This window comes from Streptomyces sp. NPDC048441 (genome assembly GCF_043200235.1).
Taxonomy (GTDB): Bacteria; Actinomycetota; Actinomycetes; order Streptomycetales; family Streptomycetaceae; genus Streptomyces.
On the sequence record NZ_JBICXM010000008.1, the window covers coordinates 12,718 to 38,716 of the forward strand.

Genomic DNA, 25,999 nt, shown 5'->3' on the forward strand with positions numbered 1-25,999 from the left:
CACGAAACGCCCCGGCTCCATGAAACGCACAGCACTCAATACTTCCCTGGCCGCCCTGCTGACCTTCCCGCTGGCGGGCTGCGCCGGGGCGAGCGCGGACGGCCCCGGGACGGTCACGGTCACCATCGGCTACCAGTCCAAGACCATCAACACCGTCACCGCCGGTACGCTGCTCCGCTCGCTCGGCTACTTCGAGCGCGAGCTCGCCGCCCGCGGAAAGCGTGAGGGCGTCACCTACAAGGTGAAGTGGCAGGACTTCGCCACCGGCGCGCCGATCACCGCGCAGATGACCGCAGGGAAGATCGACATCGGCTCGATGGGCGACTTCCCCCTGTTGATCAACGCCGCCCGTGGCACCCAGCTGAACCGGCCGACGAAACTCGTCTCCGTCACCGGGTACAACCTCCGCGGCGGTCTCAACACCATTGTCACGGACCCTGGTTCGACGTTGTCGTCGCTGGCGGACCTGCGCGGCAAGAAGGTCTCGACGAGCGTCGGCTCGGCCGCCGACGGCACTCTCGTACGGGCGCTGCGGCAGGCGGACATCGACCCCGAGGAGGACATCCACAAGCTCAACCAGCAGCCCGCGGTGGGCGCTTCGGCGCTCCAGGCCGGCAGCGCGGACGCGCTCTCGCAGTTCGTGGCGTGGCCGGGGCTTCTCGCGTTTCAGGGCCGGGCCCGAGCGCTGTACGACGGCGCCGAGCTGAACCTGCCGACCTTCCACGGGGTCACCGCACGCGAGGACTTCGCGAAGAAGCGGCCGGGGGTTCTGGAAGACTTTCTGCGCGCCCAGGCCAGGGCGACCACGTATCTCAACAAGCGGCCGGTGGCGGCAGCCGAGTCGGTGGCGAAGGCCACCGGTCTTCCGCCCGAGGTCGTCTACCTCTACAACGGCGCGCACGGCATCGCCACCTTCGACCCCTCGGTCAAACCCGTCCTTGTGGACGCGTTGAAGAAGGACGTGCCCGTGCTGAAGTCGGCGAAGCTGGTGGGCGACGTGGATGTGGACGCCTTCGTCGACGAGCGGTACGTGAGGAAGGCGTACGGCGACGGCTACGCAACCGCCCAGGCCGCCACCCCCGCGCCGCCGCGCAGCGAGCTCTGGCTGAAGGGCGAGAACAAGACGCGGTCCTTCGCCACTCCGGCGGAGCTGCTGCGTCAGGCGGCCAAGCAGCGGGGCAAGGTGCGAGCCGCGTACGTCCCCGACACGACCACCGAGACCTCCTGGTTCGCCGACAAGGCCGTGTGGGTGGCAGACGGCACGAAACTGCTGCCCTTCGTCACTCCCTCCACCGCCGCGGCCTACACCAAGGCGCATCCGGGCGCTCGTACCGTCTCGTACAACCAAGCGCTGAAGCAGGCATCGTGACGTGGCGTCACCTCCTCCGCATCCTGTCTCTCGCCGCAGCGCTCGGCCTGTGGCAGCTCCTGACGGCGCTCGACGTCAACATGTGGCTGCGTTTCGAGCAGTTCCCGACGGTTGTCGATGTCGCGCGGGAGTTCGGGCAGCGCATCGGCAGCGACGCGTACTGGCAGGACCTCACCGACAGCCTCAGCCGCATCCTCACCGGCTTCGCGCTCGCGGCGGTCGCGGGTGTGGCCGTCGGCACGGCGATCGCCCGCTCTCGTCTGGCGGCCGACCTGCTCGGCCCCGTCCTCGAAGTGCTGCGGCCCATACCGGCCATCGCCCTGGTACCGGTGGCGATCCTGCTCTTCCCCAGCAATGAACAGGGCATCGTCTTCATCACCTGCACCGCGGCGTTCTTCCCCGTCATGGTCTCCACCCGGCACGCGGTGCGCGCCCTGACCCCGGTCTGGGAGGAGGCGGTCCTCACGATGGGCGGCGGACGGTGGCGCATCCTCGGCTCAGTGGTCCTGCCGGGGGCGCTGCCCGGCATCCTCGGCGGGCTCTCCGTGGGCATCGGCGTCTCGTGGATCTGTGTGATCTCGGCGGAGATGATCTCCGGTGAGTACGGCGTGGGCTACCGCACCTGGCAGGACTACACGGTGGTCGACTACCCCGGCGTCTTCGTCGGCATGGTGACGATCGGCGCGCTCGGCTGGCTGACGTCGACAGCGGTGGAGGTACTCGGCCGCCGTGTGACGCGATGGCTCCCACGGACGGAGTCCCGCATCGAGGCATCAGCGCCTCCGCAACGGCCGCGCCGGGCACGGCAGTCGGGCGCCCACACCCACAAGGAGGCGTGACCCCACCATGACCACACCCCCCGAAACCGCCATCGCCATCACCCCAGGCCCCGCGCTCGCCCCGCCACGCGGCACCCGGCTCACCCTGCGTGACGCGTCGATCGGCCGGAACGGCGCCGCCGTACTCGACGGTCTTGAACTGGACATCGCGCCCGGCGAGATCCTCACCGTCGTCGGCCCTTCCGGATGCGGGAAGTCCACCCTCCTGCGCACCCTGGCCGGACTCCTGCCTCCGCTCGGCGGGGAGGTCAGCCAGGACGATCGCCCCATCACCGCACCCCACGCCGAGCGGGCCCTGATCTTCCAGGACGACGCGCTGCTGCCGTGGCGCACTCTCCGGGCCAATGTCGAACTACCCCTTGCCATCAAGGGGTTGAGGCGATCCGAGCGTCGCGCTACGGCCGCTGGCTGGCTGGAGCGAGTCGGCCTCGGCGGGTACGGCACCCAACTCCCCCACCGCGTCTCGGGCGGGCAGCGGCAGCGTGTCCAGCTCGCCCGCGCCCTCGCGGCCGAGCCCCGGGCCGTCCTCATGGACGAGCCGTTCGGCGCGCTCGACGCGCAGACCAGGGCCGGGATGCAGCAGTTGCTCGCCGACGTGTTGCGCGGCACGGGCGCGACCGTCGTCTTCGTCACGCACGACGTGGACGAGGCGCTCTTCCTCGGCGACCGCGTCGCCCTGCTCGGCACCGGCACCGGCACCGGCACCGGATCCAGCCGCGCGGTAGACGTACTCGACGTGCCACGCCCACGCGACCGTACGGCCCACGGCGACCCCGCCACCACCGAGCTGCGCCGCACCGTTCTGACATCCCTCGGCACCTGAGAGGCCCCCTTCCATGCAGATCCCCGCAGTCACCGACGCCCAGGAGCTCTCCTGCGACGTCCTCGTCATCGGCGGCGGAACGGCCGGCACCATGGCGGCACTCACCGCGGCCGAACAGGGCCGGAACGTCCTCCTCCTGGAGAAGGCACACGTCCGCCACTCCGGCGCCCTCGCCATGGGCATGGACGGCGTCAACAACGCCGTGATCCCCGGCCGCGCCGAACCGGACGACTACGTAGCCGAGATCACCCGCGCCAATGACGGCATCGTCGACCAGTCCACCGTCCGCCAGACGGCGACCCGTGGCTTCTCGATGGTGCAACGCCTGGAGTCCTACGGCGTGAAGTTCGAGAAGGACGAACACGGCGAGTACGCGGTGCGCCAGGTGCACCGTTCCGGCTCGTACGTCCTGCCCATGCCCGAGGGAAAGGACGTCAAGAAGGTCCTCTACCGGCAGCTGCGCCGCCGCGAGATGCGCGAGCGCATCCGCATCGAGAACCGTGTGATGCCGGTCCGGGTGCTCACCGCGGGGGGAAGGGCCGTCGGCGCGGCCGGATTCAACACGCGTACGGGCGAGTTCGTGACCGTACGCGCCGGTGCCGTGATCCTCGCGACCGGCCCGTGCGGCCGCCTCGGCCTGCCCGCGAGCGGCTATCTGTACGGTACGTACGAGAACCCCACCAACGCCGGTGACGGCTACGCGATGGCCTATCACGCGGGCGCCGAGCTCACCGGCATCGAATGCTTCCAGATCAACCCGCTGATGAAGGACTACAACGGCCCCGCCTGCGCCTATGTAGCCAACCCCTTCGGCGGCTACCAGGTCAACCGGCACGGCGAGCGCTTCGTCGACTCCGACTACTGGTCGGGCCGGATGATGTCGGAGTTCGCGGCCGAACTCGCCTCCGACCGCGGGCCCGTGTACCTCAAACTCAGCCATCTTCCCGAGGAGTCCATCAGCGCCCTCGAAACCATCCTGCACTCCACCGAGCGCCCGACACGAGGCACCTTCCACGCCAACCGCGGCCACGACTACCGCACCCATGACGTCGAGATGCACATCTCGGAGATCGGTCTGTGCGGTGGCCACTCGGCATCCGGCGTACGCGTCGACGACCACGCGCGCACCACCGTGCCCGGTCTGTACGCCGCTGGGGACCTGGCCAGCGTTCCGCACAACTACATGATCGGCGCGTTCGTCTTCGGTGATCTGGCGGGCGCTGATGCCTCTCAATTCACCGAGTACGAGGGCGAGTTGCCCAGCTCTCAGGTACGGGACGCCCACGAATTGATCTACCGCCCGCTGCGCAACCCGGACGGGCCTCCGCAGCCGCAGGTCGAATACAAACTGCGCCGCTTCGTGAATGACTATGTCGCGCCACCCAAATCCGGCGCCCGGCTCTCCCTTGCCGTGGACCACTTCGAGCGGATGCGCGGCGAGATCGGCGAGATGGGCGCGCAGACCCCGCACGAACTGATGCGGTGCGCCGAGGTGCACTTCATCCGGGACTGCGCCGAGATGGCGGCCCGCTCATCGCTTGCCCGCACGGAGTCACGGTGGGGGCTCTACCACGAGCGTACGGATCATCCACAGCGCGACGACGACGGCTGGCTGCACCATCTGGACCTGCACAAGTCCCCTTCCGGGGCAATGGAGTTCACGGCTCGCCCGGTTGAGACCTACCTCGTTCCTGTCGAGGAGTTCACGCCGATCGGCGGTGCGGCACGCCATCTGGGCGAGGTCCATCCGGAGCAGGTGGCCACCGCCGGGCAGCGGGACATCGCCCCCGTCGGGTCCGGCAGCCGCACCAGCACCAGCACCAGCACCAGCACCGCCGAGTCGCGGGACACGGTGGCCGCCGCTTCCCACTCCCCCCGCATCCTGGAACTGCTCGCCCTCGCCGAGAACGAGCCCGAACTCCCCCTCCTGCGCCCCTTCCTGGCCGACCCGGACCCCGCCGTACGCCGTGCGACCGTGGCAGCGCTCACCGAGACCGTTCCCACCGGGACGGGCCCCGCGCTCGCCGAGACACTGTCGGACCCTGATCCTGGGGTTCGCGGCGCCGCTGCCGCGTCCCTGCTCGAACTGGTCGAAGTCCTCGTGCCGGAGCCCGACTTGGCGCGAGGGCTCCTCGACGCTCTCGGCCATGGGGACGCCCAGGTGCGGGCGACCGCGCTCGACGTCCTTCGCGCCCTGCGCCTCGGAGACGCCGCCGCTTACGCCCTCGCGCTCGACGACCCGGACATCGAGGTCCGCATCGCCTCCGTGCGCGCGCTGGTCTCGGTCGACGCCCTGGACGCCGTCGCCCGAGCCGCCACCGACCCGGCCCGCGAGGTCCGAGTCACAGCGGCACGCGGCCTGGCCACCCCGGCGGCCCTGGCTCCCCTGCTCCACGACGCGGACATCCTGGTCCGCGCGGCGGCACTGACCTCCCTGGCATCCGTGGGCTGCCCCGCCCCGTACGACGTCACGGCGGTGGACGCGCTTGCCGACCCGTCCTGGCAGGTCCGCGCGGGCGCCGCCACCGCGCTCGGCGCGGCCGATCCCGAACGCGCCAACGCCGTACCGGCGCTGACCAAGGCACTCGACGATGCCAACGCCGATGTCCGCAAGGCCGCGGTCCTTGCCCTCCTGAAGCACTCCACGAAAGAGCACTCCACGAATGAGCACTCCGCCGGCGCGGACGCCCGCGCCGCGCTCGCCACGGCGGTCCTCGACCCGGATGCCGACGTCCGCGCCTACGCTTCCCGGGCGGGTGCCCTCGCGTAGTCCCGTGTCACACCACGTCCGCACAACCACCCCGCGTCCGCATGAACGAGGCCGCCGTTCCGACAGGGAGAAATCCGGCCACGCCTACACACTGCCGCAATGCCCCTGCCGCAATGGCGGCGCATGATCGACCTGTGTATCGAAGGACGAGTGACAGGGGGCGCACCATGACGATCAGCCGCAGAGGACTGCTGGCCGCGGGGGCGGGCGTGGGACTGCTCACCGCCTGTGGGTCCAACACCGGGCGCAGTGAAGGGGGTTCGGGGCCGGCCCTTTCGCAGTGGTATCACCAGTACGGCGAGTCGGGCGTCGAGCAGGCGGTGAAGAAGTACGCCGCCGCCTACCAGAAGGCGGACGTCACCGTGCAGTGGCGGCCCGGTAGTTACGACGAGCAGACCGCTGCCGCGCTGCTCACCGACTCCGGCCCCGATGTCTTCGAGGGCGACCCCACCCTCGATCAGATCCAGGGCGGCCAGGTCGTCGACCTCAGCGAGCTGCTCGACGGCGTCAAGGACGACTTCAATCCGGCCGTGCTCGGCCCGAAGACGTACGACGGAAAGATCTGGGGCATCCCGCAGGTCGTCGACATGCAGCTGCTCTACTACCGCAAGAGCCTGCTCGACGACGCCGGTATCGATCCGCCGACCACTCTCGACGCGCTCGTCGACGCGGCGAAGAAGCTCACCACGAAGAAGGTGAAGGGGCTCTTCCTCGGCAATGACGGGGGTGCGGGTGTTCTTGGTGGAACACCCTTGTACGCGAGTGGACTTCAGCTGATCACGGATGACGGCAAGGTCGGCTTCGACGACCCCGCCGCGGCCCGCACTCTCGGCAAGATCCATCAGCTGTACGCCGACAAGTCACTGCTGCTCGGCGCCCCCACGGACTGGTCGGACCCGTCCGCGTTCCTCCAGGGTCTTACCGCCATGCAGTGGTCAGGGCTGTGGGCGCTGCCCCAGGTACAGAAGGAACTCGGCGACGACTTCGGGGTGTTGCCGTTCCCTAAGAGCGGGGCGTCCGGTCGGCCCGCCGTGCCCGTGGGTGCGTACGGGGCCGTCGTCAGCGCGCGCGGCAAGCACAAGGAAGCCGCGAAGGAATTCGTGAAGTGGCTGTGGGTGGACCGGACCGACCACCAGGAGGACTTCGCCCTCTCGTACGGCTTCCATATCCCGGCGCGCCTCTCGCTGGCCAAGAAGGCGGACCGGCTGCGGAAGAGCCCGGCAGCCGACGCCGTCCGCTTCACCACCGAACACGGCTACGCCGAGCCGCTGTTGTGGACCCAGGCCAGTCAGACCGCATACCAGGACGCCCTGAGCCGGATCATCAAGAGCGGCGCCAACCCGGAGAGCGAGCTGAAGACGGTCGTACGGAAGGTGTCGGCCGAACTCGACCGAGTGAAGAAGAAGTCGTGACAACCTCCGTCGCCAGAAGGCCAGTTGCGGCACCGGCTGCGCAGAGCGCGGGACAGCGGCGCCGGACACGCAACCGCACCCTCTGGTTCTGGGTCTTCGTCGGCCCCTTCGCGATCGGCCTCGGCCTCTTCACGTACGTCCCGCTGCTGTGGAGCGTCGGCCTCAGCTTCTTCGACGCCCGCAACACCGTCACCCCCACCGACTTCGTGGGCCTGGACAACTACAGCGCGATGCTGTCGGACGGCACGTTCACGAGCAGTCTGCGGACCTTCCTGGTATTCACCGCGTTCATCGTCCCTGCCACGTTCGCGCTCTCGCTCGCCCTCGCCCTGATGGTCAACCGGGTGCGCCGCGCGCAGGCCTTCTTCCGGTCCGTCTTCTTCCTGCCCGCAGCGTGCAGCTATGTCGTCGCGGCCCTGATCTGGAAGATGTCGATCTTCAACGGTGTGCGGTTCGGCCTCGCCAACACCGTGCTCGGCTGGTTCGGGGGCGACCAGATCGCCTGGCTATCGACCACCGAACCGCCGTGGTACTGGCTGGTGATCGTGACCGTGCGGCTCTGGCTCCAGGCCGGTTTCTACATGATCCTCTTTCTGGCCGGGCTCCAGCGGATCAGCCCCGTCCTGTACGAGGCCGCCGCCGTGGACGGAGCACGGCCGGGCTGGCAGGTGCTCCGCCACATCACCCTGCCGCAGCTGCGCGCCACCTCGGTCGCGGTCGTCCTGCTCCTCGTGGTCAACGCCTTCCAGGCCTTCGACGAGTTCTACAACCTCCTTTCGGACGCCCGCGGTTACCCGCCCTACGCACGCCCGCCGCTCGTCTACCTCTACTACACGGCCCTCGGCCAGGGGCAGAACCTGGGGCTCGGCAGCGCGGGAGCGGTGATCCTCGCGTTGATCATCGCGGTGGTGACGGTGGGTCAGGCACGGTGGTTCGGACTCGGCAGGAAGGAGGACTGAGGACTGATGGACAACGCCCTGGTACGCGTGGGGCGGGCGCTGCGGATCGTCCTGCTCGTCGCGCTCGCCCTCCTCTTCCTGATCCCCTTCTATCTCCTCGTCCGCAACGGCCTTGCGAGCGAGCAGGACATCACGTCGCCCGAATGGACCCTGTTTCCCCCGCAGTTGCGCTGGTCGAACGTGACGGAACTCTTCGACGACACGTCCGTCCCCTTCGCCCGCTCCCTGCTCAATTCCGCGCTGATCGCGGTCGCGACGACGCTCGGCACGCTGCTGCTCGCCTCCCTCGCCGGGTACGGCCTCGCCCGCATCCCCTACCGGCACGCGAACAAGGTCTTCTACGCCGTCCTCGGCACCCTGATGGTCCCGGCAGCCGTCACGTTCGTACCGAGCTTCGTCCTCGTATCGTCGCTCGGCTGGATCTCCACACTCCGCGGCCTGATCGTCCCCACCCTGTTCTCCGCCTTCGCCTGTTTCATCTTCCGGCAGTACTTCCTGGGCTTCCCCCGGGAGTTGGAGGACGCAGCGCAGGTCGACGGGCTCGGCTACTGGCGTACCTACTGGCGCATCGTCGTACCGAACGCGCGACCCGTCTTCGCGGCCGTCGGGACGATCGTCTTCATCGGCGCGTGGAACTCCTTCCTGTGGCCGCTGGTGATCGGGCAGGACCGGAACGCGTGGACGGTGCAGGTCGCGCTTTCGTCCTTCACCACCTCCCAAGTCATCAGGCTGCACGAGCTGTTCATCGCGGCGGCCGTGTCGATCCTGCCGCTCCTCGTGGTGTTCCTGTGCTTCCAGCGGTGGATCGTGGCGGGGGTGGAGCGGTCCGGTATCGACTGAGGACCGGTCATGACCTCACTACCTTGGCCAGTCAGTCCGCAGATCAGAAGCCCCGGTCCGTCAGTTCCTCCGCGAACACCTGCGACAGCGGCTGCGGCCCCACATAGCGCTGGCAGTCGCACTGCCCCGCCTCGTACTTCAGCGGCTTCTTGTTCTCGTCCCATTCCGTCGGCACCTCGACGCGCTCATGGCACAGCCCCTGCTTGTCGTGCTTGGCAAGGTGGTGCGTGCACCCGCACACCGGCTCCGGCGACTGATATGCCGCTTCGACAGCCAGGCGTTCCTGCTTCGCCGCCTCCATCAGTTCCAGCTTCCGCTCATGCCGATTGCGCAGAGCGGTACGGACGTTGTCGGCCACCCACGCGAAGCCGCCCGTCCAGAAGATGATGAGAACGATCCAGAACCACTCCATGGGCCTTCCCCTTCCCCCTGTACTGCTGAGGCTCACGGTAGCCCCCGACTCCCCATCCTGGCTCGCCCCCGGTGTGTGCTCTAGTCTGATCCGTGCAGCTGGTTCGCCCTGTTCGCCAGACAGGCGCGTCGCAAGAGGGAACCCGGTGGGAATCCGGGACTGCCCCGCAGCGGTGAGCGGGAACGACCGCCGTCATACGCACTGGATCCGGCCGAGGATCCGGGAAGCGACGGCCAGTAGGAGTCTGCCTCGGCAGATGTGCCCGCGAGTCCGAAGACCTGCCCGTTGCCCGTACGTGACCCTCACGTGCGGACATCCCGGTGACCTCGTGGGCGGGTCGGCGTACAGATCAGGTGGGCAGCGCGCCGATGGCGCGGGTTCGGCCCACCCGGTTCGTCATCCCTTCGCGTCCGTGTCCCGTCTCCGGGATTCTCAGGAGTCATCTCGCGAAGGAGATTTCCGTGACAGCGAAGTCCGCAGCCGCGGCAGCACGGGCCACCGTGTACGGCTACCCCCGCCAAGGCCGGCACCGTGAACTGAAGAAGGCCGTCGAGGGCTACTGGAAGGGCCGCGTCACCGCTGACGCCCTGAAGGAGACCGCGCAGGGCCTGCGCCGTGCGAACTGGCAGCAGTTGGCCGACGCCGGCATCGACGAGGTGCCGACCGGTGATTTCTCGTACTACGACCATGTCCTGGACACCAGCGTCATGGTCGGCGCTGTCCCCGCCCGCCACCGTGACGCTCTCGCGGCCGACCCGCTCGACGGCTACTTCGCCATGGCCCGCGGCAACAAGGACGTGGCGCCCCTCGAGATGACCAAGTGGTTCGACACCAACTACCACTATCTGGTCCCCGAGCTGGGCCCTGACACCGTCTTCGCGACCGACTCCACCAAGCAGGTCGCCGAGCTGACGGAAGCCCTCGCTCTCGGCCACACCGCCCGCCCGGCCCTCGTCGGCCCGGTGACCTACCTCCTGCTCGCCAAGCCCGCCCCCGGCGTCGCCGCCGACTTCGAACCGCTCACCCTGCTCGACCGGCTCCTTCCCGTGTACGCCGAGGTCCTCGCCGATCTCCGTGCGGCGGGCGCCGAGTGGGTGCAGCTCGACGAGCCCGCCCTGGTCCAGGACCGCACACCGGCCGAGCTCAACGCCGCCTCCCGCGCCTACCGGGAACTCGGTAGGCTCACCGACCGGCCGAAGCTGCTGCTCGCCTCCTACTTCGACCGGCTCGGCGACGCACTGCCCGTGCTCGCGAAGGCCCCGGTGGACGGCCTCGCGCTCGACTTCACCGAAGCCGCCGCGGCCAACCTGGACGGCCTCGCCGCCGTCGGCGGGCTGCCCGGCAAGCGCCTTGTCGCGGGCGTCGTCAACGGCCGCAACATCTGGATCAACGACTTCGAGAAGTCGCTCTCCACCCTCGGCACCCTCCTCGGCCTCGCCGACCGGGTGGACGTGGCCGCCTCCTGCTCACTGCTGCACGTGCCGATCGACGCCGCCGCCGAGCGGGACATCGACCCGCAGATCCTGCGCTGGCTGGCCTTCGCCCGCCAGAAGACCACCGAGATCGTCACTCTCGCGCGCGGCCTCACCGAAGGAACCTCGGCGATCACCGCCGAACTCGCCGCCAACCGGGCCGATCTGGCGTCCCGTCAGCACTCCTCCATCACCCGCGACCCGGCGGTCCGGGCCCGCGTCGCCGCCGTCACCGACGCCGACGGCCGCCGCTCCGCACCGTACGAGGTGCGGGCCACCGCCCAGCGCGCCCACCTCGGCCTGCCGCTGCTCCCCACCACCACGATCGGCTCGTTCCCGCAGACCACGGAACTGCGCACCGCCCGCGCCGACCTGCGCGCCGGACGCATCGACACGGATGGCTACGAAGAGCGCATCAGGACCGAGATCCGCGAGGTCATCGCCTTCCAGGAGAAGGTGGGCATCGACGTCCTGGTGCACGGCGAGCCCGAACGCAACGACATGGTGCAGTACTTCGCCGAGCAGCTCACCGGCTACCTCGCCACGCAGCACGGCTGGGTCCAGTCGTACGGCACCCGTTATGTACGCCCGCCGGTCCTCGCCGGTGACATCTCACGCCCCGAGCCGATGACCGTCCGCTGGACCGGCTACGCGAACTCGCTCACCGACCGCCCGGTCAAGGGCATGTTGACAGGACCTGTGACGATGCTCGCCTGGTCCTTCGTACGCGACGACCAGCCGCTCGGCGACACCGCACGCCAGGTCGCCCTCGCCCTGCGCGACGAGGTCGACGACCTGGAGACGGAGGGCGCCTCGGTCATCCAGGTCGACGAGCCCGCCCTGCGCGAGACGCTCCCGCTGCGCGCCGCCGACCGCCCCGCCTACCTGGACTGGGCCACCGAGTCGTTCCGCCTCACCACCAGCGGCGTACGCCCTGACACGCAGATCCACACCCACATGTGCTACGCCGAGTTCGGTGACATCGTCCAGGCCATCGACGACCTCGACGCCGACGTCATCAGCCTGGAGGCCGCCCGCTCCCATATGCAGGTCGCCCGGGAACTGGCCTCGCACGGCTACCCGCGCGAGGCGGGCCCCGGTGTGTACGACATCCACTCCCCGCGCGTCCCGAGCGAACAGGAGGCAGCCGCCCTGCTGCGCAAGGGACTTGAGGCGATCCCCGCAGAGCGCCTGTGGGTCAACCCCGACTGCGGCCTGAAGACCCGCGGCTGGCCCGAGACCCGTGCCTCGCTGGAGAACCTCGTCGCGGCCGCGCGGACGGTACGAGCGGAACTTCCGTAGGTCTGAGGTGAGTTGCCTTGGCCGGGAGGGGGCGATTTCGCCCCCTCCCGGCTAGGGTCGGCATGAGCGATCGCTTAGCCGCTTCTGCCGCAGCACGGCCGACGGCACGGAGAGAGGCAGGGAACCTGATGCCGGTCATCGACGCGTGGATGCAGCACCCCACGCTCCGTCACTCGAACCACGAGATGTTCGAGTCGTTGCGCCGCTGGACGGGACAGGGCCTCCTCGAAGAGCAGTTGCCGGTCAAGACCACGGTGGCCGCGATGGCAGCTGCCGATGTCGAGGTCGGCCTTTCGGCGGCCTGGTACGGGCCTCAAGGGCCGCTGATCAGCAACGATGAGGTGGCGGATTTCGTCGCCCAGTCCGCTGGACGGCTTCGTGGGGTAGCCGGTGCGGACCTTGCCCGGCCGGTCCAGGCCGTGCGTGAGCTGCATCGCGCCGTGCGGGAACTCGGCTTCGTGGCCCTGCGGATCGTGCCCTGGCTGTGGCAGCTACCGCCCACCGACCGGCTGTACTACCCGCTCTATGCCGCCTGCGTCGAGCTCGGCGTCCCCTTCTGCACCCAGGTCGGGCACACAGGACCGCTGCGTCCGTCCGAGACCGGCCGCCCCATCCCCTACATCGACCAGGTCGCTCTCGACTTTCCCGAGCTGACCATCGTCTGCGGGCACATCGGCTACCCGTGGACCACGGAGATGATCGCGGTGGCCGACAAACACGCCAACGTCTACATCGACACCAGCGCCTACACCGCCCGCCGCTACCCGAGCGAGCTGGTGGACTATCTGCGCGGCCGAGGCCGCCGGAAGGTGCTGTTCGGCACCAATTACCCCATGATCACCCCCGGTAAGGCGCTGGAACACCTCGGTGATCTCGGCCTGGACGAGGAGTCCACCGAACTGTTCCTGTCCGGCAACGCGCGACGTATCTTCAGTCTCTGATCCGCACGTCCGGTTGTGCCCGCCCCGGGGGCAGCGGATTCTGTAGGGGATGAACGGGGCTGGTGTGGCGCCATGACTGCATGGAACGCGGAGCAGAGTACAGACTTTCGTGGCCCCCTCGACATCACCAGGGCGGCCACGGCGGTCGTCGACGCCCAGGACACGGTCATCGGATGGAGCCCCGCGGCGGAGCGGCTGCTCGGCTACCCGCCGCAGGAGATCGTCGGCCGGCCCCTGGCCACGTTCCTGACACCCGGCCCGACGCACCCTGTGCTCCCCGTTTCTCCTCCGTTCCGGGGGAACGAGATCTGCGTCGCCCGGCACCGGGACGGGCGTGAGCTGATCGTCGCCACCGCTGTGTGCCCCCTGCCGGGCGCGGGCACGGCGACGCGTGTCCTCGTCGCCACGAAGCTGGGAGATCTCCGGCTGTGGGAGTCCCGCCTCGCCCTGTTGCACGGCCTTGCCACGCAGTCACCCGTCGGCCTGGCCATCTACGACACCGACCTGCGCCTGAGCTGGTGCAACGCGGCGTACGAACAGGAGATCGGACGGCCCTTCGCCGAGTTCCGCGGAATGCGGGCCGATGAGCTGTACTCCGACGGAAGATTCGTGTCCAAGGGGCATCCGCCCACTCTCGACACGGTCATGCGCCACGTACTGGACACCGGGGAATCATTTCTGGACCTGCACTTCAAGGGCCGACCGCCCAGCGACCCGACTACGGACCACCTCTGGTCCTGCGCCTACTACCGGCTCCAGGACGCCGACGGACACGTCTTCGGAGTCTGCGAGGACGCGTTCGACATCTCCGATCGCTACAAGGCCCAGCAGCGGCTCGCCCTGCTCGTCGAGGCAGGCCGCGGAATCGGAACCGCCCTCGACGTGATGGTCACCGCGAGGAAGATCACCGAGGTGGCGGTGCCGGAGTTCGCCGCCACCGTCACGGTCGACCTTGCGAAGGCGGTACTGAACGGCGAGGTGCCGTCCACCACCGGATCGGCGGCGATGTCTCTGGTCCGGGTCGCCCGCTGCCCGTCCGAGAAACCCGGCCAGGAGAAGCCGGGGCAGTCACCTGTGGAGTACCCGTCCGGCTCGCCACAGGATCGCAGCCTCGCCTCGGGCGGGCCCGTGCTCGCCGAGAAGGACCTGGTCGTGCCGCTCCGGGCCGGGAACAGCACGCTGGGACTCGTGACCTTCACCCGCGGCACCGATTCGGTCACCTTCGACAGCGGCGAAATGGCCCTGGCGGACGAGCTGGTCGCCCGTACGGCGGTATCCATCGACAACGCCCGCCGCTTCACCCGTGAGCGCACCGCATCGCTGGCCCTCCAGCGCCAGCTCCTTCCGCAGTACGTGCCGCAGCAGTCAGCGGTCGACCTGGCCTACCGCTACCTGCCCACGGACGACGTCACAGGGGTCGGCGGTGACTGGTTCGACGTCATCCCGCTGTCCGGCACCCGGGTCGGACTCGTGGTCGGGGACGTCGTCGGGCACGGTCTGCAGGCGGCCGCCACCATGGGACGGCTGCGTACGACCGTGCGCGCGTTCGCCCAGATGGATCTGGATCCCGTCGAGCTCCTCTCACGGCTCGACGATCTGGTGGCGCAGTCGGCGGAGGAGCAGCGGAGCGGGCTGGGCACACCCGACGGCCGCTACGCCGACGTGACCACCGGGGCGACCTGCCTCTACGCGGTCTACGACCCTGTCTCGCGGCGCTGCGTGATGGCCAGGGCCGGGCACCTGCCGCCCGCGGTCGTCGACCCGGACGGCCGAGTGTCCTTCCCTGACCTGCCCGCGGGCCCGCCCCTGGGCCTCGGCGGCCTGCCGTTCGAGTCGATGGAGCTCGAGCTGCCGGTGGGCAGCCTGCTCGCTCTCTTCACCGACGGCCTGGTCGAGGCCCGCGACCGCGACATCGACCACGGGCTCGACACCCTGGGCCGCGTGCTCAGCGACCGGCACGCGTCGCTCGAGGCACTCTGCGACCGGGCCGTGGCGGAACTCCTGCCGAGCGGCTCGACGGCCGACGACACCGCCCTGCTGCTCGTCCGTACCCGCGAACTCGACACGTCGCAGGTCGCCGAATGGGAACTGCCCGCGCAACCGGTCTCCGCGGGCCGGGCCCGGGACCTGGCCATCCAGCAACTGCGCCACTGGGGCCTTGATGAGCTGTCCTTCGCGACCGAGCTCGTCGTCAGCGAGCTGGTGACCAACGCGGTCAGGTATGCCGAAGGGCCCGTCCAAGTACGCCTCATCCGTGACCGCACCCTCCTGTGCGAGGTTGCGGACACGGGCCACACCTCACCGCATCTGCGGCACAGCGGCGAGGACGACGAGGGCGGGCGCGGCCTGTTCATCGTCGCGCAGCTCGTCCAGCGGTGGGGAACGCGCTACACCCGCTCCGGCAAGACCATCTGGACCGAACAGGCCTTTCCCGCGACGGGTTGAGACGGGTTGATGCGGGTTGGCATGGGTTGACAAGGAGGCTCAGAACCGTCCCGCCCGTTCACTGCGTCCTCACTGTCATCAGGTACATCAACAACGTCTATTCTCTTCCGAGTTACGCCGTTGACCAGGTGAGCAGAGCCGGGGGAACCACACCATCATGAGCGGTACGAACGGGGACGGACGCGATGAGCGGGGCGAAAGTGTCGACGGGGGTATCAAGCCGCTCGCGGTGAGCGACCCGGCGCGCATCGGCCCGTATCTGCTGCTCGGGCGGCTCGGCGCCGGCGGCATGGGGCGGGTGTTCCTCGCGCGGTCGGACAGCGGGCGGACCGTCGCCGTGAAGGTGGTGCACGAGGAGCACGTGTCCGACGAGCACTTCAGGGAGCGGTTCCGGCGGGAGATCGAGGCGGCGCGGAAGGTCGGGGAGCAGTACACGGCGCCGGTGCTCGACGCGGGTCCCGGCGACGCGCCGCCGTGGGTCGCCACGGGGTACGTTCCCGGGCTCTCGCTCGAGCAAGTCGTACGGCTGCACGGGCCGTTGCCGACCGCGGCCCTTCATGCCCTCGCCGACGGGTTGCTGAAGGCGCTCAAGGACATTCACGGCGCCGGGATCGTGCACCGCGACCTGAAGCCGTCCAACGTGATGCTCACCGTGGACGGCACGAAGGTCATCGACTTCGGGATCGCGCGGGCGCTCGAAACCTCCGTCGAGACCTTGCTGACCAGTACGGGGATGGCCATCGGCTCTCCCGGGTTCATGTCGCCCGAGCAGGTGCGCGGGCAACGTGCGGGGGTCGAGAGCGATGTGTTCACCCTCGGGTGCGTGCTGACGTATGCGGCGACCGGGCAGCTGCCGTTCGGGCAGGGGGCGAGCAATCAGCACGCGGTGATGTTCCAGATCGTGGAGGGCGATCCCGATCTGACACGTGTCGAGGACGCCTCGCTGCGCAAGCTCATCGCCCGGTGTCTGACGAAGGACATCGACCGACGGCCCAGCATCGACGAGCTGTTGGAGGACGCCGACCGGCCGCTCCCCCGCGCCGCGAGCGGCGCCTGGCTGCCCGCGGGCGTCGTCGCACGTCTCGCGCAGCAGTCCGCGCAGCTGCTCGACGCCGAGGCGGAGCCGCTGCGGGAGGAGCCCGTGGACCTGGCGACCGTCGGGCTGCGGGCGAAGGGCGGGCCTCCCGGCGTCGTCCCGGCGGGCGACGGCGCCACGACGCGGAGGCAGGAGCACGAACGGCGGCCTCGTAAGCGCCGCACGTTCATCGCGCTGCCCATCGTCGCCGTCATCACCGTCGGCGGCGGCACGGTCGCCCTGCTCCAGCCCTTCGGGGGCGGGGACGGAACGCACGCCAAGCCGCCGGGCAGCAGCGCGAGTGTCACTCCTGGTGGCAACGGCTCGCCGAGCGCGCCCAGCAGTTCGCCTTCCAAGGGAAGCAAGGGGAAGGACGGGGACGACGACAAGGGCGATGACGGCAAGAAGGGGAAGGACGACAAGGGCGCGTCGGACGAGCCGGATGCCGAGGAGAGCGGCGGCAGTTCGCCCGGTGGCGGCAGCGGCGCCGACGGCGACGCCGACGGGTCCGGCTCCGCGGGGTCGTCCGGCTCTTCGGGCTCGGACTCAGGCTCGGGCTCTGATTCGGGTTCAAGTTCCGGTTCGGGCTCAGGGTCGGGCGACGGAGACGCGTCCGGCTCCCGGCCGCCCGCCATGAAGAGTTACAAGGCCGTGTACACCAACTCCTGCGTCGGCGCGTGCGATATGCCCATCAAGATGACCTGGTCGGCGATCCCCCGAGCGACCAGGTACGACGTCCACTACACCAACAAGGGCAGCAACTTCACCAAGAAGAACGTCGACACCATCTACTCCACGGGCAGCACCAGCTACACGATCAAGGGCCCGTACTCCGGTGACGAAATCTGCATCACGGTGCGCGCGGCCAACAAGTACGGTGCCTCCGCCTGGGCGGAGACCTTCTGCGACACGGTGCCCTACTGACTCACGCGTACGTCGCATCGGGCGCCCGGAGGTCATGCCAGCCGCCAGCGAGGTCCTGACGGGCTGTCCTCGACGGTGATGCCCGCACCGCGGAGGCTGTCGCGCACCGCATCGGCCGCAGCCCAGTCGCGGTCCGCGCGGGCCTGTTCCCGCTGCGCGACAAGGGTGGCGACCAGCGAGTCGAGGACCTCGCGCGATGGCGCTCCGGGCGCCGCCGACGCACTCCCCCGAGAGGCCCGGCGCGGGTCCATCGGGTCCAGGCCGAGGACGCCGAGCATGGCGCGTGTCCACGCCAAGCACTCCAGGGCCGTCTCCTTGTCGTCTTCGGTGAGCGCCTCGTCGCCGCGGCGGACGGCGTGGTGAACGGCCACGAGGGCCTGCGGTACCCCCAGATCGTCGTCCATCGCGTCGGTGAAGGCGCGGGGCAGCTCCACGGCGGGCGGATCGGCCTGCCCCGACAGCATCTGGGCCCTGCGCACGAATTCCTCGATCCGCCCGAAGGCCTCCGCCGCCTCGTCCAGGGCGCGCGGGCTGTAGTCGATCCCGGAGCGGTAGTGCGAGGTGCTCAGGTAATAGCGCAGCACGATCGGGCGCCACTGCTTGACCACGTCACGCGCGAGGACCGGGTTCCCGAGGGACTCCGACATCTGCTCGCCCTTCAGGGTGACCTGGGCGTTGTCGATCCAGTACGTGGCGAACTCGCATCCGTACGCCGTGGCCTGGGCCAACTCGTTCTCATGGTGCGCGGAGAGGAGGTCGAGCCCGCCGCCGTGAACGTCGAAGGACGACCCCAGATAGCGGTACGCCATCGCCGTGCACTCCAGGTGCCGGGCCGGGCGGCACCGCCCCCAAGGCGTCTCCCAGCTGGGTTCGCCCTGCTGTGCGGCTTTCCACAGCGCGAAGTCCGACTCCTGTACATCGAAGCGGACGTCACCGTCGGCGACGTGGGCGTGCCCGCGTTCGACAAGGACCCGCGTCATCTCGACCATCTCGGTGACGTGGCCGGTGGCCCGGGGCTCATGGGTCGGCGGGAGGCAGCCGAGCGCCTCGTACGCCTCGGTGAAGTCCCGTTCGTTCTCGTACGCGATGGACCACCAAGGGCGGCCGAGCGTACGGGACTTCTCGATGATCCCGTCGTCGATGTCGGTGACGTTGCGCACGAGCGTCACGTCGTATCCGCGGTGGATGAGCCAGCGGCGCAGAATGTCGACGTTCAGAACCGCCCTGACGTGCCCGATGTGCGACGGGCCCTGCACGCTGGGGCCGCACTGGTACATGGACATCCGGCCGGGCGTGAGAGGGGTGAAGACGCGGACGCGTCGGGCTCCGGTGTCGTACAGCCGAATCGTCATGCGCGCGGCCCCCGGCCGTCGAGGTGCGGGGACCGCCTCACCGTTCGCTCACGACGCCGTCCACCCTCCGGCCCTGCGGGACGGTCGCGGCCGGGTCCGTGAACTCCGCTGTGTAGAAGTCCGTCGGGCGGATCAGGAAGACGCCGACGACGCCGAGCGCCGCGCAGGCCGTCGCGTACCACGGGACGAGGGTGATGTGCCCCGCGTTGCTCAGCGCGTGGGCGACCAGCAGGAAGGTCCCTCCGAAGACGGCGCCCGCCACCGCCCCGGGGATGCCGAAGCCCACCGAGCGGATCGACACGGGGAACAGGCGCGCTCCCAGGACGTATCCGATGGCGAGTCCGGGGGCGAAGGCGACCAGGTAGCAGGCGGCCACCACCAGGAACGGCAGCGTCCCGGAGTTCAGCGCGATCATCAGCGGCGGGGTGACCACACACTCCACGACGGCCGTGACACGCATGACGCGCAGCCCGTCGATCCGGTCGGCGAGATTCCCGAACCCCGCCATCACGGCGATCAGTCCGACCATGGCGAGGTCGATCTGAACGGCTGCCGACGTGACGCTGCCGACCGCGCCGACCTCATGGGCGTACGTCGGCAGGTACAAGGTGCCGAAGTAGAAACCGACCGTCCCTCCGACGGTGATCAGGAAGATGGCGAGGCTCTGCCTGCGGTGTGCCAGGAGGGCGGGCAGCAGCGGAACTCGCCCGTCGGCGCCGGCCGCACCGGACCGGCTCGCGGCAGCCTGCCTGCGGTACTCGGGGCTCTCCGGGGCTCTGCGGCGGATCCACAGGGCGACCAGGCCGCAGCACGCCGACACCGCGAAGCCGATGCGCCAGCCTCCGTTCTCCACCCCCGATTTGCCGACCGCCGCGGTGAGCACGGCGAGCACCGCGAAGGCCAGGATGCTCCCGAAGATCAGTCCGCCGTACGACAGCGCGCTGTAGAGGTAGCGGCGGCTGCCCGGCGCCGTCTCCGCGACATAGGCGGCGACGGTGGGCGCCTCGCCGCCGGCCGAGAGCCCTTGGACGATACGCGCCAGGATGAAGATGACCGCACTGCCCGCCCCGAGAACGCGGTGCCCCGGCGTCACCGCCATGACCAGGCTGGCCAGGGCGATCACCGTGACGCTGAGCGAGAAGGTGAACCTGCGGCCGCGCACGTCCGACATCCGGCCGAGGATCATGCCGCCGAGCGGCCGGAAGAGGAAGCCGACCGCGAAGGTCGCGTAGGCCCCGATGACCTTGGCCCCATGGTCGCCACCGGGGAAGACGTCGGAGGCGAAGGACGGGGCGAGCACTCCGTAACATGCCCAGTCGAAGGATTCGACGACTCCCCCGGCGATGGCGGCGGACAGGCCACGGCGGGCGGTCGCGGGGCTCGTCATGGACACGGGCGCCGCTTCGGCGGTCATGCGAGCTCCCCTTCCGGCCGCACTCCGCGGTCGGCGGTGAGACGGGCGCACACCTCGCGTTTGAGTACCTTTCCTGTCGTGCCGCGCGGCAGGTCGGGCCAGGCGAGGAACCGCTGCGGAACGCACCGGCCCGGCAGCGTGTCGGCGAGGAAGGCGCCGAGGTCCTCGGGCACGGAGCCGTCCGCCGAGACGACCACGGCGACCATCGTCTGCCGCTCGCGGCCGCCCCGCCGACCCGATGCGGGAATCCCGACCACGGCTGCTTCGCTGATGGCCGGATGTGCGTAGAGGGCCGCCTCGATCTCGATGGAGTAGACCGGCCGCCCGTCGGCACCGCGCATCACGTCGGCGCTGCGGTCGACGAGGTACAGCATCCCGTCCTCGTCCAGCAGGCCGAGGTCGCCGGTGCGCTTCCAGTCCTGTACGAACTCCGTGCGGTTCAGGGCGTCCGACAGATAGCGGCGACCGGGTGCGGAGGTGCTGAGCCGGATCTCGCCGACCTCGCCCGCGGGGAGCGATCGGCCCCTCTCGTCGCAGACCATGAGCCCCGTACCCGGTGCCGGAAGGCCGGTGGCGAGCGGGCGCGCGGGGTCGAACTCGTTCAGGATCACCGCGGGTGAGGCCTCGGCCTGTGAGTACGCCGTGAGGATGCGCACGCCCGGCACCATCTCCCGCAGCGCCAGGGCTGTCGCGGGGGGCAGTGTCGCGGAGGAGAAGGCCATCAGCGTCAGGCCGGTGAGGTCGTGCCGGGTGTGGACGCGCGCGTTGACCATCCGGATCGCGGTCCACGGGGTCCCCATCAGAGAGCCCGCTCGCCGTTCGGCCACCAGGGCCGCGACCCGTTCCTCGTCCCAGGGGGCACAGAGCACGAAGGGGGCGGGGGTGGTCAGTGCCGTCGTGACGAGGGTCGTCACGCTCGCGGTGGTGCTGAGCGGGATGGGGGCGATGACCGGCTTCCACTCGTCGAGGCTCTGCACTCCCTCGATGCCGCGCCCGTGCGTGGGGTTGCCGTGCGGATTGGTGAACGCCTTGGCGAGCCCGGTGGTCCCCGATGTGTAGAGGATGTCGGCGATGTCCTGCGAAGTGAGACCGACGTCGGGCCGGTCGGTCCTCGCGCCGTCGAGCGCGGCGGCGGGGGCCGCCCAGTCGGCCGTGAAGGGCGCGGGCCGGGTGCCGTGGATGATGCCACCGGCCGCGCACTCGTCGAAACGGCGGCGCATCTCGGCGGGCGGGAGCGTGTCACTCAGGTGCATCGCGGTGGCGCCGCTCTTCAGGACTCCCATGTAGGCGACCGCGTACTCCAGCCACTCCAGGCCGGTGAAGTAGAGGGCCACTCGGTCACCGCGGCCGACGCCGCGGGAGAGCAGGGCGTGGGCCGCGGCGTTGGAACAGGACTCCCACTGCGCGTAGGTCAGGCTGCCGCCACCGTCCACGGCGATGGCCATGCTGTCCGGCCGCGCGGCACTCCAGGAACTCAGCAGATCCGGTATGACCGACACGGGCGGTCAACTCCCTTCCCGGGACGAGGACATCACTCAGCCGAGTGCCGTGGCGGAGCCGACGCCCGAAGAAGCCCTGCGGAACGCGGAGATCTGGTCCTCGCCGATCTCCCGGCGCCGTTCGGGCTCCTCGATCCCCAGGCCCTCGTGGGGTGCGAGGCAGCGGACAGCGATCTTTCCGGTGTGCTCGTTGCGGTGGACGCGGGTGGTGGCGGCCGCGATGTCGTCGAGGGCGTACGTCTCGGTGAGGGTGGGCTGGATGGCGCCCTGGGCGATCAGGTCGTTGGCGCGCATCGCCTCCGCGAAGTTGGCGATGTGCGAGGCCTTGATGGTCTTCAGCTTCATCCAGAGGTGACGCTGGTCGTACTCGATCATGTGGCCGGTGGTGGCTGCGCAGGTCACGACGGTGCCGCCGCGGCGCGCCACATAGACCGATGCGCCCATGGTCTCCCGGCCGGGGTGCTCGAAGACGATGTGCGGGTCGTCGCCCACCAGGGCGCGTACGTCCTTGCCGAACCGCCGCCACTCCTTGGGATCTTGAGTGTGCGGGTCGGACCAGAAGCGGTAGTCCGCCGCGGAGCGGTCGATGACGGCCTCGACGCCCATGGCCCGCAGCATCTCGACCTTGGCGGGCGAACTCGCCACGCACACGGGTATGCCGCCGGCCCGCCGCACGTACTGCAGGGCGTAGGAGCCGAGCCCACCGGTGGCGCCCCAGATGAGCACGATGTCGCCCTGCTTCATCCGCGCGCCGCGCTCACTCACGAGCATTCGGTACGCGGTGGAGTTGCACACGCCGTTGACGGCGGCTTCCTCCCAGCTCAAGTGGGCCGGTTTCGGCATGACTTGACTGGCCTTGGCGACGGCGAGCTCGCCCAGGCCACCGAAGTTGGTCTCGTACCCCCAGGCCCGCAGATTCGCGCCCAGCATCCCGTCGTCGTGCCCTTCGGGATCCTGCGCGTCCGCGTAGGCCCCGTGGACGACCACGCGGTCACCCACACGGTGGCTGTGGACGAGCGATCCGGTGCGCAGCACCACGCCCGCCGCGTCGCTGCCGATCACGTGGTGATCGAGATCGTGTCGCGCACCCCACTCCGTCTCCCGGCCGAGGCGCGCGAGGAAGGGGAAGGTCGGCATGGGGGCGAAGATCGAACTCCACACGGTGTTGTAGTTGATGGAGCTGGCCATCACCGCGATGAGCACTTCGTCCGGCGCGAGGGCGGGGGTCGGCACCTCTTCGACCCGCAGGGACCTGGCCGGATCGCGATCTTCCGAATTGACCCCATCGAAAATGCCGACGTCGCCGCGCCGCACGACGGCGGCACGATACCGAGTCGGAATTTCCAATTCCGCTAAGGCCGCACCAGCCGCACCAGCCGCACCCGATTCCAGTGCATCCATGATCTGCTGCATTTGCGCATTCCATCCCCTCGACATCACACGGACAGGGGGACAATGCCATCAGGGAAGTCACGGTCAGTGCTCAATCGTGAGCAACACGACAAGGTCGCAACATGGCTGGAACCATACACACCGACTGGGTGGCGATTGCTCACTATTGAGTACCCTCGAATCAAGCCATCGATCTAACCTGATGCCAGATTCACCCTACACGCACCAAACCCCAGGAGGTGGACACCAAATCGACCCAAAGGAATGTTAAAGAATATACAAAGGGGGGGGTGCATATGCAAGCGTAATCACCAGTAGCTGGAGACCGAGCGCCAGGCCTGAGATCGCCACTTCCCCACAGAACCCCCAGGAGGCGGGGCATGGGGTCCACCAGAGAGGACGCGGTCGATTAATGCTTGCACCAGTACTCGCTCCCCCCACGAGCTCCCGGCTGAAGCACGAAGAACCACCCGCCGGGTTTCGCGAGCTACTCAAAGAAGCAGCAGAACTCCGCGGGAGCCGATGTCAGACCATAAGGCTCTCAAAACGAGAATACGTATACACTCTCGGCCAGCGGGACGAAAACGTCTACCTCATATGCGACGGCTGGGTGAAGGTCACATCCCTCACCCGATGCGGAAAGACCTGCTTACTGGAAATAAACTGCGCCGAGGATATCATCGGGGAAAGTTGCTTGGTCGACCCGGTACGGGATTCCACCGCCGTGGCCATGGAACCGACGCGACTGCTCCAGATCCCTTTAAGTGCTTTCCTGCAGATCCTGACCGCGAATACGGCCCACGAGGAAGCCCTTCGGTACTTCACCCGCCGCCTCACGGAACAGAAGGAACGCATCACCCAGCTGGTCACGACCAACAGCGAGCAGCGCCTCGCAGCCACCCTCATGCAACTGTCCCGGCGGCTGGGAATCGGCCATGGGTGCCATCGCGTGATCCACCAGCAGATCACCCAGCAGGAACTCTCCGAGATCGTGGGCACCACACGCTCACGCATTGGTTACTTCCTCAAGAAATTCCGTCGGCACGGCCTCATCAGCTCGCTCCCCGGCGCCTCCTTCGTCATCGACGAATCCAGGCTCTGCTCGTATTTCGACACGATCTCCTGATCCCCGCCGCAGGACCGGCCGCGAATCGCCAGTGGGAGCGCTCCGACTTCGGAGCGCTCCCACTGGCGATTCACATGTACCGGAGCCCGGTCGCCACCGGAGCTCGATCAACGACGCGCCGCGGCCAGTAACAGGCTCGCGTTGATTCCCCCGAATCCGAAGCTGTTGGACAGGGCGAAGCGAACGCGCCGCTGCTCGGCGCCGCCCCGGACGAACCTCAGCCCCTCGTCGACGGGCCGTTCGAGTCCCGGCACGTGATGCAGGAACCCCCGCCTCAGCTGCACGGCCGTGGCCACCGCCTCCACCACCCCGGCGGCCGCCAGACAGTGACCGGTGACCGCTTTGGTCGAGTTGATCCGCAACGCGCCGACCGCGGGGCCGAACACCTCGCGGACGGCGGCGAGTTCAGTGGCATCGCCACGCGGCGATGCGGTGCCGTGGGCATTGAGGTACCCGACGTGCTCCGGTGTGATCCCGGCAGCGTCGAGGGCCCCGCGCATCACGGCGGCCTCCCCCTCCTGCGACGGGTCAGCGAGCGCGTTGCCGTCCAAGCGGGTGGCAAATCCAGCCAACAGGGCGTGCGGCGTACGGCTGTGTGCCCGTGCCACGGGTTCCAGGAACAGCGCCGCCGCGGCCTCACCCGGCACGAAGCCCCGGTGGCGCACGTCGAACGGCGCCCCAGGGGCGCCCCCGTCCCGTCCCGCCAGCGCACCGATGTTGACAAGACCGCCGGCCTCCATCCCGGTGAGCCGGGTGAGAGCGCCCACCACCAGGCACGCGTCGACGGCCCCGCACTGGATCTGCCGCGCCGCCATGATGATGCCGAGCGCGCCGCTCGCCGAGGCTCCGCCGACCGTAAAGCCCTCCCCTCGCAGCCCGAGGAGAGCGCTGAGTGTGCCGACGTGATCGGTGTCCTGACAGTGCAGTGCGAAGCGCGGCGAGAGGTGGGCCGGATTCCGCTCGAAGGCGGGGCGCAACTCGTCCGCGTGATGGCCCGTCAGGTTGTGGCCCGCGACCACGAGGCCCACCCGGTCCGGCGGATGGGGAGCGCGGATCAGATCCGCGTCGAGCCATGCCTCGAGCGCGGCGCAGACCGCGGCGCGCACGGGCAGCGGCGACCTGGCGGCCAGCTTCGTCGCCCGCCGCGCCAGGTCGTGCGGCAGACCGCGCTCCTTGAGCCACGCCAGTCGCTCGCTCAGGTCGACGTCGGCCAGGCACGCCCCGTAGGCAGGGGCCGGTGCGCCGGTCTCCGCGATGGCGGTGCGTCCTGTACGCAGCGCGTCCGTCAGCTCACCGACGTGCCGACCCGCGGCACCGACGACACCGATCCCGCTGATCTCCAGCCAGGCCGGCGGGTCAGTCATGGTGCCGGCGCAGTGTGGCCGCCACGGTCGCCAGGGCGCTGCCCTCCTTGAACTGCGAGACGGGCACGGTGACGTCGAGCTCGCTCATCGCCATGGTCAGGATCTCGGCGCGGTCGATACTGTTGCAGCCGAGCTCTGCCATCGTGCGCTCCCCGGTCACTTCCTCGTCCTCGATCTCCGGGACCACCCGCACCACGCACCGGCGCAGGATTTCGAGGATGCCGTCGTCCCCATCGGGTGCGGCCATGCCGTGTGTCGCCATCGGAGCT

At 69.3% G+C, this 25,999-nt stretch carries 19 protein-coding genes and 1 riboswitch; of the genes, 12 read left to right on the forward strand and 7 right to left on the reverse strand.

Annotation, left to right across the window (positions count from 1 at the left end; translation table 11 throughout):
* Positions 1-19 precede the first annotated feature (19 nt).
* The 7 genes from ACGFSB_RS20860 (at position 20) to ACGFSB_RS20890 (ending at position 9,012) form a co-directional block, all read left to right on the forward strand.
* Positions 20-1,369: an ABC transporter substrate-binding protein gene (locus ACGFSB_RS20860; RefSeq protein ID WP_393401240.1), complete on the forward strand. Its 1,350-nt coding sequence runs from the start codon at positions 20-22 to the stop codon at positions 1,367-1,369.
* Positions 1,366-2,208, forward strand: a complete 843-nt coding sequence (locus tag ACGFSB_RS20865; protein ID WP_393401243.1) for an ABC transporter permease — start codon at positions 1,366-1,368, stop codon at positions 2,206-2,208. The genes ACGFSB_RS20860 and ACGFSB_RS20865 overlap by 4 nt, the downstream gene beginning before the upstream one ends.
* A 7-nt stretch (positions 2,209-2,215) precedes the next feature.
* A complete protein-coding gene (locus ACGFSB_RS20870; RefSeq protein ID WP_393401245.1) occupies positions 2,216-3,031 on the forward strand; it encodes an ABC transporter ATP-binding protein in 816 nt (271 codons plus the stop codon).
* A gap of 13 nt (positions 3,032-3,044) precedes the next feature.
* Positions 3,045-5,801: a fumarate reductase/succinate dehydrogenase flavoprotein subunit gene (locus ACGFSB_RS20875; protein WP_393401247.1), complete on the forward strand. Its 2,757-nt coding sequence runs from the start codon at positions 3,045-3,047 to the stop codon at positions 5,799-5,801.
* 167 nt (positions 5,802-5,968) lie between these two features.
* Positions 5,969-7,213, forward strand: coding sequence for an ABC transporter substrate-binding protein (locus tag ACGFSB_RS20880; protein WP_393401249.1), 1,245 nt, complete (start codon positions 5,969-5,971; stop codon positions 7,211-7,213).
* A 113-nt stretch (positions 7,214-7,326) separates the two neighbouring features.
* A complete protein-coding gene (locus ACGFSB_RS20885) occupies positions 7,327-8,172 on the forward strand; it encodes a carbohydrate ABC transporter permease (protein WP_393401979.1) in 846 nt (281 codons plus the stop codon).
* 6 nt (positions 8,173-8,178) lie between these two features.
* Positions 8,179-9,012, forward strand: coding sequence for a carbohydrate ABC transporter permease (locus ACGFSB_RS20890; RefSeq protein ID WP_393401252.1), 834 nt, complete (start codon positions 8,179-8,181; stop codon positions 9,010-9,012).
* A gap of 43 nt (positions 9,013-9,055) precedes the next feature.
* On the opposite strand, the gene ACGFSB_RS20895 is transcribed toward ACGFSB_RS20890, so the two are convergent.
* Positions 9,056-9,424 carry a hypothetical protein gene (locus ACGFSB_RS20895; protein ID WP_393401255.1) on the reverse strand — a complete coding sequence of 123 codons (369 nt, stop codon included), beginning with the start codon at positions 9,422-9,424 and terminating at the stop codon, positions 9,056-9,058.
* An 82-nt stretch (positions 9,425-9,506) separates the two neighbouring features.
* Positions 9,507-9,725: riboswitch (cobalamin riboswitch) on the forward strand.
* A 160-nt stretch (positions 9,726-9,885) separates the two neighbouring features.
* Between ACGFSB_RS20895 and metE the strand changes: the two genes are divergently transcribed.
* The 4 genes from metE to ACGFSB_RS20915 all read left to right on the forward strand — a co-directional run bounded on the left by metE (position 9,886) and on the right by ACGFSB_RS20915 (position 17,583).
* Positions 9,886-12,198: a 5-methyltetrahydropteroyltriglutamate--homocysteine S-methyltransferase gene (metE, locus tag ACGFSB_RS20900; RefSeq protein WP_393401257.1), complete on the forward strand. Its 2,313-nt coding sequence runs from the start codon at positions 9,886-9,888 to the stop codon at positions 12,196-12,198.
* A 128-nt stretch (positions 12,199-12,326) separates the two neighbouring features.
* Positions 12,327-13,139, forward strand: coding sequence for an amidohydrolase family protein (locus tag ACGFSB_RS20905; RefSeq protein ID WP_393401259.1), 813 nt, complete (start codon positions 12,327-12,329; stop codon positions 13,137-13,139).
* Positions 13,140-13,211: 72 nt separating this feature from the next.
* Complete coding sequence (locus ACGFSB_RS20910) at positions 13,212-15,584, forward strand: SpoIIE family protein phosphatase (protein WP_393401261.1); 2,373 nt, start codon at positions 13,212-13,214, stop codon at positions 15,582-15,584.
* A gap of 157 nt (positions 15,585-15,741) precedes the next feature.
* Complete coding sequence (locus tag ACGFSB_RS20915; RefSeq protein WP_393401263.1) at positions 15,742-17,583, forward strand: protein kinase; 1,842 nt, start codon at positions 15,742-15,744, stop codon at positions 17,581-17,583.
* A gap of 32 nt (positions 17,584-17,615) precedes the next feature.
* On the opposite strand, the gene ACGFSB_RS20920 is transcribed toward ACGFSB_RS20915, so the two are convergent.
* The 4 genes from ACGFSB_RS20920 to ccrA are packed head-to-tail and all read right to left on the reverse strand — an operon-like array spanning position 17,616 to position 23,261.
* Positions 17,616-18,935 (reverse strand): cysteine--tRNA ligase, encoded by a 1,320-nt coding sequence (locus ACGFSB_RS20920; RefSeq protein WP_393401266.1) that lies wholly within the window; start codon positions 18,933-18,935, stop codon positions 17,616-17,618.
* Between the two features lie 37 nt (positions 18,936-18,972).
* On the reverse strand, positions 18,973-20,349 hold the full coding sequence (locus ACGFSB_RS20925) for an MFS transporter (protein WP_393401268.1): 1,377 nt from the start codon (positions 20,347-20,349) through the stop codon (positions 18,973-18,975).
* Positions 20,346-21,848, reverse strand: coding sequence for a class I adenylate-forming enzyme family protein (locus ACGFSB_RS20930; protein WP_393401270.1), 1,503 nt, complete (start codon positions 21,846-21,848; stop codon positions 20,346-20,348). The genes ACGFSB_RS20925 and ACGFSB_RS20930 overlap by 4 nt, the downstream gene beginning before the upstream one ends.
* Positions 21,849-21,884: 36 nt before the next feature.
* Entirely contained in the window at positions 21,885-23,261 is a 1,377-nt protein-coding gene (ccrA, locus tag ACGFSB_RS20935; RefSeq protein WP_393401272.1) for a crotonyl-CoA carboxylase/reductase, read from the reverse strand.
* Positions 23,262-23,652: 391 nt separating this feature from the next.
* Here ccrA and ACGFSB_RS20940 point away from each other — a divergent pair, with 391 nt between their 5' ends.
* Positions 23,653-24,366, forward strand: a complete 714-nt coding sequence (locus ACGFSB_RS20940; protein ID WP_393401274.1) for a Crp/Fnr family transcriptional regulator — start codon at positions 23,653-23,655, stop codon at positions 24,364-24,366.
* A gap of 107 nt (positions 24,367-24,473) precedes the next feature.
* On the opposite strand, the gene ACGFSB_RS20945 is transcribed toward ACGFSB_RS20940, so the two are convergent.
* Positions 24,474-25,730 carry a beta-ketoacyl synthase N-terminal-like domain-containing protein gene (locus ACGFSB_RS20945; protein ID WP_393401277.1) on the reverse strand — a complete coding sequence of 419 codons (1,257 nt, stop codon included), beginning with the start codon at positions 25,728-25,730 and terminating at the stop codon, positions 24,474-24,476.
* Positions 25,723-25,992, reverse strand: a complete 270-nt coding sequence (locus ACGFSB_RS20950; RefSeq protein ID WP_393401279.1) for a phosphopantetheine-binding protein — start codon at positions 25,990-25,992, stop codon at positions 25,723-25,725. Before ACGFSB_RS20950 ends, ACGFSB_RS20945 begins: the two co-directional genes overlap by 8 nt.
* Between the last annotated feature and the right edge of the window lie 7 nt (positions 25,993-25,999).

Excerpts from the sequence above, each read along its gene's own strand:
- ACGFSB_RS20895 (WP_393401255.1), bottom strand. The coding sequence starts at position 9,424 with ATGGAGTGGTTCTGGATCGTTCTCATCATCTTCTGGACGGGCGGCTTC.
- ACGFSB_RS20950 (WP_393401279.1), bottom strand. The coding sequence starts at position 25,992 with ATGGCGACACACGGCATGGCCGCACCCGATGGGGACGACGGCATCCTC.
- ACGFSB_RS20860 (WP_393401240.1), top strand. The coding sequence starts at position 20 with ATGAAACGCACAGCACTCAATACTTCCCTGGCCGCCCTGCTGACCTTC.
- ccrA (WP_393401272.1), bottom strand. The coding sequence starts at position 23,261 with ATGCAGCAGATCATGGATGCACTGGAATCGGGTGCGGCTGGTGCGGCT.
- ACGFSB_RS20875 (WP_393401247.1), top strand. The coding sequence starts at position 3,045 with ATGCAGATCCCCGCAGTCACCGACGCCCAGGAGCTCTCCTGCGACGTC.
- ACGFSB_RS20940 (WP_393401274.1), top strand. The coding sequence starts at position 23,653 with ATGCTTGCACCAGTACTCGCTCCCCCCACGAGCTCCCGGCTGAAGCAC.
- ACGFSB_RS20915 (WP_393401263.1), top strand. The coding sequence starts at position 15,742 with ATGAGCGGTACGAACGGGGACGGACGCGATGAGCGGGGCGAAAGTGTC.
- ACGFSB_RS20920 (WP_393401266.1), bottom strand. The coding sequence starts at position 18,935 with ATGACGATTCGGCTGTACGACACCGGAGCCCGACGCGTCCGCGTCTTC.
- ACGFSB_RS20890 (WP_393401252.1), top strand. The coding sequence starts at position 8,179 with ATGGACAACGCCCTGGTACGCGTGGGGCGGGCGCTGCGGATCGTCCTG.
- ACGFSB_RS20880 (WP_393401249.1), top strand. The coding sequence starts at position 5,969 with ATGACGATCAGCCGCAGAGGACTGCTGGCCGCGGGGGCGGGCGTGGGA.
- ACGFSB_RS20945 (WP_393401277.1), bottom strand. The coding sequence starts at position 25,730 with ATGACTGACCCGCCGGCCTGGCTGGAGATCAGCGGGATCGGTGTCGTC.
- ACGFSB_RS20910 (WP_393401261.1), top strand. The coding sequence starts at position 13,212 with ATGACTGCATGGAACGCGGAGCAGAGTACAGACTTTCGTGGCCCCCTC.
- ACGFSB_RS20870 (WP_393401245.1), top strand. The coding sequence starts at position 2,216 with ATGACCACACCCCCCGAAACCGCCATCGCCATCACCCCAGGCCCCGCG.
- ACGFSB_RS20905 (WP_393401259.1), top strand. The coding sequence starts at position 12,327 with ATGCCGGTCATCGACGCGTGGATGCAGCACCCCACGCTCCGTCACTCG.
- ACGFSB_RS20925 (WP_393401268.1), bottom strand. The coding sequence starts at position 20,349 with ATGACCGCCGAAGCGGCGCCCGTGTCCATGACGAGCCCCGCGACCGCC.